The 4362-nt window shown below is 76.5% G+C and carries 4 protein-coding genes; 1 reads left to right on the top strand and 3 read right to left on the bottom strand.

Annotation, left to right across the window (positions count from 1 at the left end; translation table 11 throughout):
* On the bottom strand, positions 1-1061 hold a 1061-nt coding region (locus tag E1300_RS47905; RefSeq protein ID WP_131763899.1), incomplete at its 3' end, for an ABC transporter permease.
* Positions 1058-1834: an ABC transporter ATP-binding protein gene (locus E1300_RS47910; RefSeq protein ID WP_207400421.1), complete on the bottom strand. Its 777-nt coding sequence runs from the start codon at positions 1832-1834 to the stop codon at positions 1058-1060. The genes E1300_RS47905 and E1300_RS47910, both read right to left, overlap by 4 nt.
* Before the next feature lie 108 nt (positions 1835-1942).
* Here E1300_RS47910 and E1300_RS47915 point away from each other — a divergent pair, with 108 nt between their 5' ends.
* Positions 1943-2551: a response regulator transcription factor gene (locus E1300_RS47915; protein ID WP_131763900.1), complete on the top strand. Its 609-nt coding sequence runs from the start codon at positions 1943-1945 to the stop codon at positions 2549-2551.
* A gap of 22 nt (positions 2552-2573) precedes the next feature.
* Here the strand turns inward: E1300_RS47915 and E1300_RS47920 are convergent.
* A partial coding sequence (locus E1300_RS47920; protein WP_131763901.1) for a sensor histidine kinase occupies positions 2574-4362 on the bottom strand: 1789 nt, incomplete at its 5' end.

The following is a 4362-nucleotide window of genomic DNA, read 5'->3' on the forward strand; positions in this document are numbered from 1 at the left end:
AGCACCGCGGCGGCGGGCGGGAACGGGCCGACGACGAGGTCCAGATTGGGCGGCAGCGCGCCGAGGCCGCGGAACCGGTCGCGCAGCCAGAACGCGAGCGGCAGCCCGGCGGCGGCGCCGAGCGGTCCGGCGGCGAGGCCGACGAGCAGCGCCTCGCGGCCGATCATACGGCGGACCTGGCGGGGCGTGGCGGCGATGGCGCGCAGCAGGGCGATCTCCCGTTCCCGCTGCTGGACCGACAGCGCGAACGCGCCGGACACGACGATGACCGCCACGAGCAGCGCCGTCCCGCCGAGCGCCCCGCCCATGCTGATCAGCTTGACGCGGGCCCGCTCGGCGCCGAGGAACTCGGCCCGGCCGCGGCCGCCGCCGGTGTGGACGGTGGCGGTGGTGCCGCGCACCGCGTCCCGCACCGCCTTCGCGGAACCGGTGGCGCCGATCGCGCTGACCATGCCGGGACGCCCGGACAGCTTCGCGGCGCGGGCCGTCGAGAAGAAGATCGCGGTCTGGTCGGTGAGCGACTGCCGGGTCACGCCGACCACCCGGTACGCGCCGGGTTCGGCGGACGCGACGTCCACCCGCGAGCCGGGCCGCAGGTTCCGTGCGCGGGCCGTCGCGGCGTCCACGACGATCTCGTCGTCGGCGGCGGGAGGACGCCCTTCGCGCAGCGTGAACGGCGTGAGCGCGGCGGACTCCCAGCCGTGGCCGAGCGACTCCCGGCCCGGGCCGCCCTCGGTGCCCGCGATCTCAGCAGGGAAGCTCACCTCCGTGATCACCGACCGGACGCCCGGCGCGGACCGGACGCGGTCCGCGACCGGCGCGGGCAGCCAGGCCCGCTCGGCGATGCCCTTGGCCTTGTGCTTGACCTTGCCCTTCTTCTTGACCGTCGTCTGGTGGACGAACTGGTCGCCGGTCACGACGACGGGCGCGCCCGCGTACCGCTCGGGCGCGATCGAGCCGCGCAGGCCCGTGTCGAGGAGGACGCCGCAGGCGCACACGAGGGCGGCGGCGCAGAGCAGCGCGGCGAACGCCCCGGCGAGGCTCGCCTTGCGGGCCGTCATGTCCAGGCTCCGAGGCGCGTCATGCGGGCGGCGACCCGGTCGCTGGACGGCGCGTCCATCGCGTCGACGATCCGCCCGTCCGCGAGGAACAGCACCCGGTCGGCGTAGGAGGCGGCGACCGGGTCGTGGGTGACCATCACGACGGTCTGCCCCATGCCGTCCACCGTCTCGCGCAGGAGGGTCAGGACGTCCCGCGCCGTCATCGTGTCGAGCGCGCCGGTCGGCTCGTCGCCGAACACGACGTCCGGGCGGGTGACGAGCGCACGGGCGATCGCGACCCGCTGCTGCTGGCCGCCGGACAGCTCCGCCGGGCGGTGCGCCCTGCGCTCCGCCAGGCCGACGCGCGCGACCACCTCGTCCAGCCAGGCCCGGTCCACGCGCCGCCGCGCCAGCCGCAGCGGCAGCGTGATGTTCTTCTCCACCGTCAGGGACGGCACCAGGTTGAACGCCTGGAACACGAACCCGACCCGCTCCCGGCGCAGCTCCGTCAGCCGCGTCTCGTCCATCGCGGACAGCTCGGTGCCGCCGAGCCGCACCGTCCCGGACGTCGGGGTGTCCAGCCCGGCCGCGCAGTGCAGGAACGTGCTCTTGCCCGACCCGGACGGCCCCATGACGGCCGTGAACCGGCCGCGCGGGACGGCCGTCGTGACCTCCCGCAGCGCCGCCACCGCGCCCCTGCCCCTGCCGTACACCTTGCTCACCGCGTCCATGCGGACCGCCGCGCCGCCGTCCGCGGCACCGACCCGCGGACGCTCATCCACCGTCGTCTCCATGCCCATCAGTCTTCTGACCTGGGCGTTCCCGGGCCAGAGACGCCGTCACCGGTCACCCGTGACCTCGTCACGGGTCCGGCCGTGACGGGGCCCTGGTAGACATGGCCTGTGATCAAGGTGCTGCTGGCCGACGACCACCACGTGGTGCGCGGGGCCCTCGCCGCGCTGCTGGCGCTGGAGCCCGACCTGACCGTGGTCGCCGAGGTCGAGCGCGGCGACGCGGTGGTGCCCGCCGCGCGGTCCGCCCGTCCGGACGTCGCGGTCCTGGACGTCGACATGCCGGGCCTGGACGGTCTCGCCGCGGCCGCCGCGCTGGCGGAGGCGCTGCCGGAGACCGGGGTGCTGATCCTCACCGGGCACGGCAAGCCCGGCCATCTGCGCCGCGCGCTGGCCGCGCACGTCCGCGGGTTCCTGCTGAAGACCGCGCCGCCGGACGAGCTGGCCGCCGCGATCCGCACGGTCGCCGCGGGCGGCCGCGTCCTCGACCCGTCGCTGGCCCTCACGGCCTGGGACCTCGCCGACAACCCGCTCACCCCGCGCGAGACCGACGTCCTGCGGCTCGCCGCCGAGGGGGCCGAGCCGCCCGAGATCGCCGAGCGCCTGTTCCTGTCGGCCGGGACGGTCCGCAACTACCTGACCGCCGTCGTCACCAAGCTCAACGCCCGCAACCGCACCGACGCCGCCCGCATAGCCCACGAAGCCGGCTGGTTGTATTAACGCAGTCCCGACCGGCCGCAGGTTAGGGCTTCACAACCGCCTCCAGGCGGAAGTTGCCTTTGCCGTCGGCTCGGGCTGTGAGGGTTCCGTTGTGGGCGGCCAGGCGTGTGGTGAGGTTGCCGATGCCGGAGCCGGGCGGGGTCCGGGCCGCGCCGGGGTCGAGGCCGTCGTTCTCCACGGTCAGGCGCACGGCGGCGCCGTCCCGGACGGTGATGATCGTGCAGTGCCGCGCGGCGCTGTGCCGCAGGACGTTCGTCACCGCCTCCCGCAACGCGATACCGAGCACCGACGACGCCTCCGCCGACAGTTCCGCGTGGCCTGCCTCCACCGTGACCTCGACGCCCGCCGCCGCGAGGACCGACCGCGCCGACCGTAGTTCCCCGTCCAGCGACAGTTCGGCGTTCCCGCCGGTGGCGGTACGGAGGTCCGCGCGGGCCCGGTCCGCCATCTCGACGGCCTCGGTGAGCTCGGCCTTCGCCCGCCCCGGGTCCCGGTCCGCCAGGCGCCGCGCGAGCTCGCACTTGAGGAGGATCGCCGCGAGGCTGTGGCCGAGCAGGTCGTGCAGGTCACGGGCCGCGCGCAGCCGCTCCTGGACGGTCGCGGCGCGGGCCAGGGCGGCGCCCGCCGCCTGGAGGTCCCGGACGATCCGCGCGAGCCGGACCAGCCCGTCCACCACGAGCCCGGTGACCAGCGTGCTCAGCGCGTAGTTCACCGTCGCGGCCGTGCCGAGGCCGAGCGCGGCCCCCGTCCCGGCCACGCCCGCCGCCACCGCCGCGACCAGCGGGACCGCGGCCCGCCGCGGCAGCCCGACGAGCAGCGTCCCCGCGAGGAACCCCGCGACGCCGAGCCACGCCTGCCCGATCACCGGGACCGGCGCGAAGCTCACCACCGCCAGCGCCACCGGCCACGCGCGGGGCCGCCCGCCGGTCGTCCACACGAGCTGGACGGCGGACACCACGAGCAGGCCGGCCGCGGCGCCCGCCCACGCCGGCCCCCACGGGATCTGGAGCAGGCCCTTCACCGAGAAGCCCGCGAGGACCGCCGCCAGCAGCGTGATCGAGAGCCGGTAGGCGGCGCGGTCCGGCAGGTCGACGGGCCGCCTCCCCGCCGCCACACCGGCCTCCACGGTGAACCGGCCGTCGTGCCCGAGGCCGGTGCTGAACGTCCCGCCCGCCGACCGGACGCGGTCCGCCGCCTGCTCCAGCCCCTCCTCGCCGCGCGCCGCCGTCCGGACGCCGTCGTTCACGACCCGCAACCGGACGTCGCCGCCGTCCTCCGACGTCTCGATGAGGCATCGCTTGGCCGAGTCTCCGCGCACGACGTCCGTGACCGCCTCGCGCAGCACCGTCGCGAGGAGCGCTCCGGCCGGGCCTAGGGGCTCGGTATGGCCGATCTCCACGTCCACCTCGACGCCGGACGCCTCCAGCAGCGCGCGCGCCGCCGCCACCTCCGGCGCCAGGGACATGCTCCGGAGATCGGCCGCGGCGGCTCGCGCGTCGTTCAGGGAGCGCCGCGCCACGTCCAGGACCCCGGCGATCTCCTCGGGACGGTCCAGCGCTCGCCGGCTGCCCTCCGCGATCGTCCGCAGCCCCTCGCCGAGCCCCTCGTCCAGCTCCGCCGCGATGCGCAGCCGCTCCCGCGCGACGGCCGCCATGGTGAGCGGCAGCCGCGCCGCCGCCGTGTCGTCCGCCCGGTCCGCCAGCCGCACGAGCCCGTAGACGACCAGCGCGACGAGCGACGCGGTGATCGCCGCGTCCACGGTCGCGCCGCCCCGCGCGGCGTCGATCGCCGCCGCGCTGCCGAGCACGGCG

Origin of the sequence: Actinomadura fibrosa, assembly GCF_900659615.1 — a bacterium.
Classification (GTDB): domain Bacteria; phylum Actinomycetota; class Actinomycetes; order Streptosporangiales; family Streptosporangiaceae; genus Spirillospora; species Spirillospora fibrosa.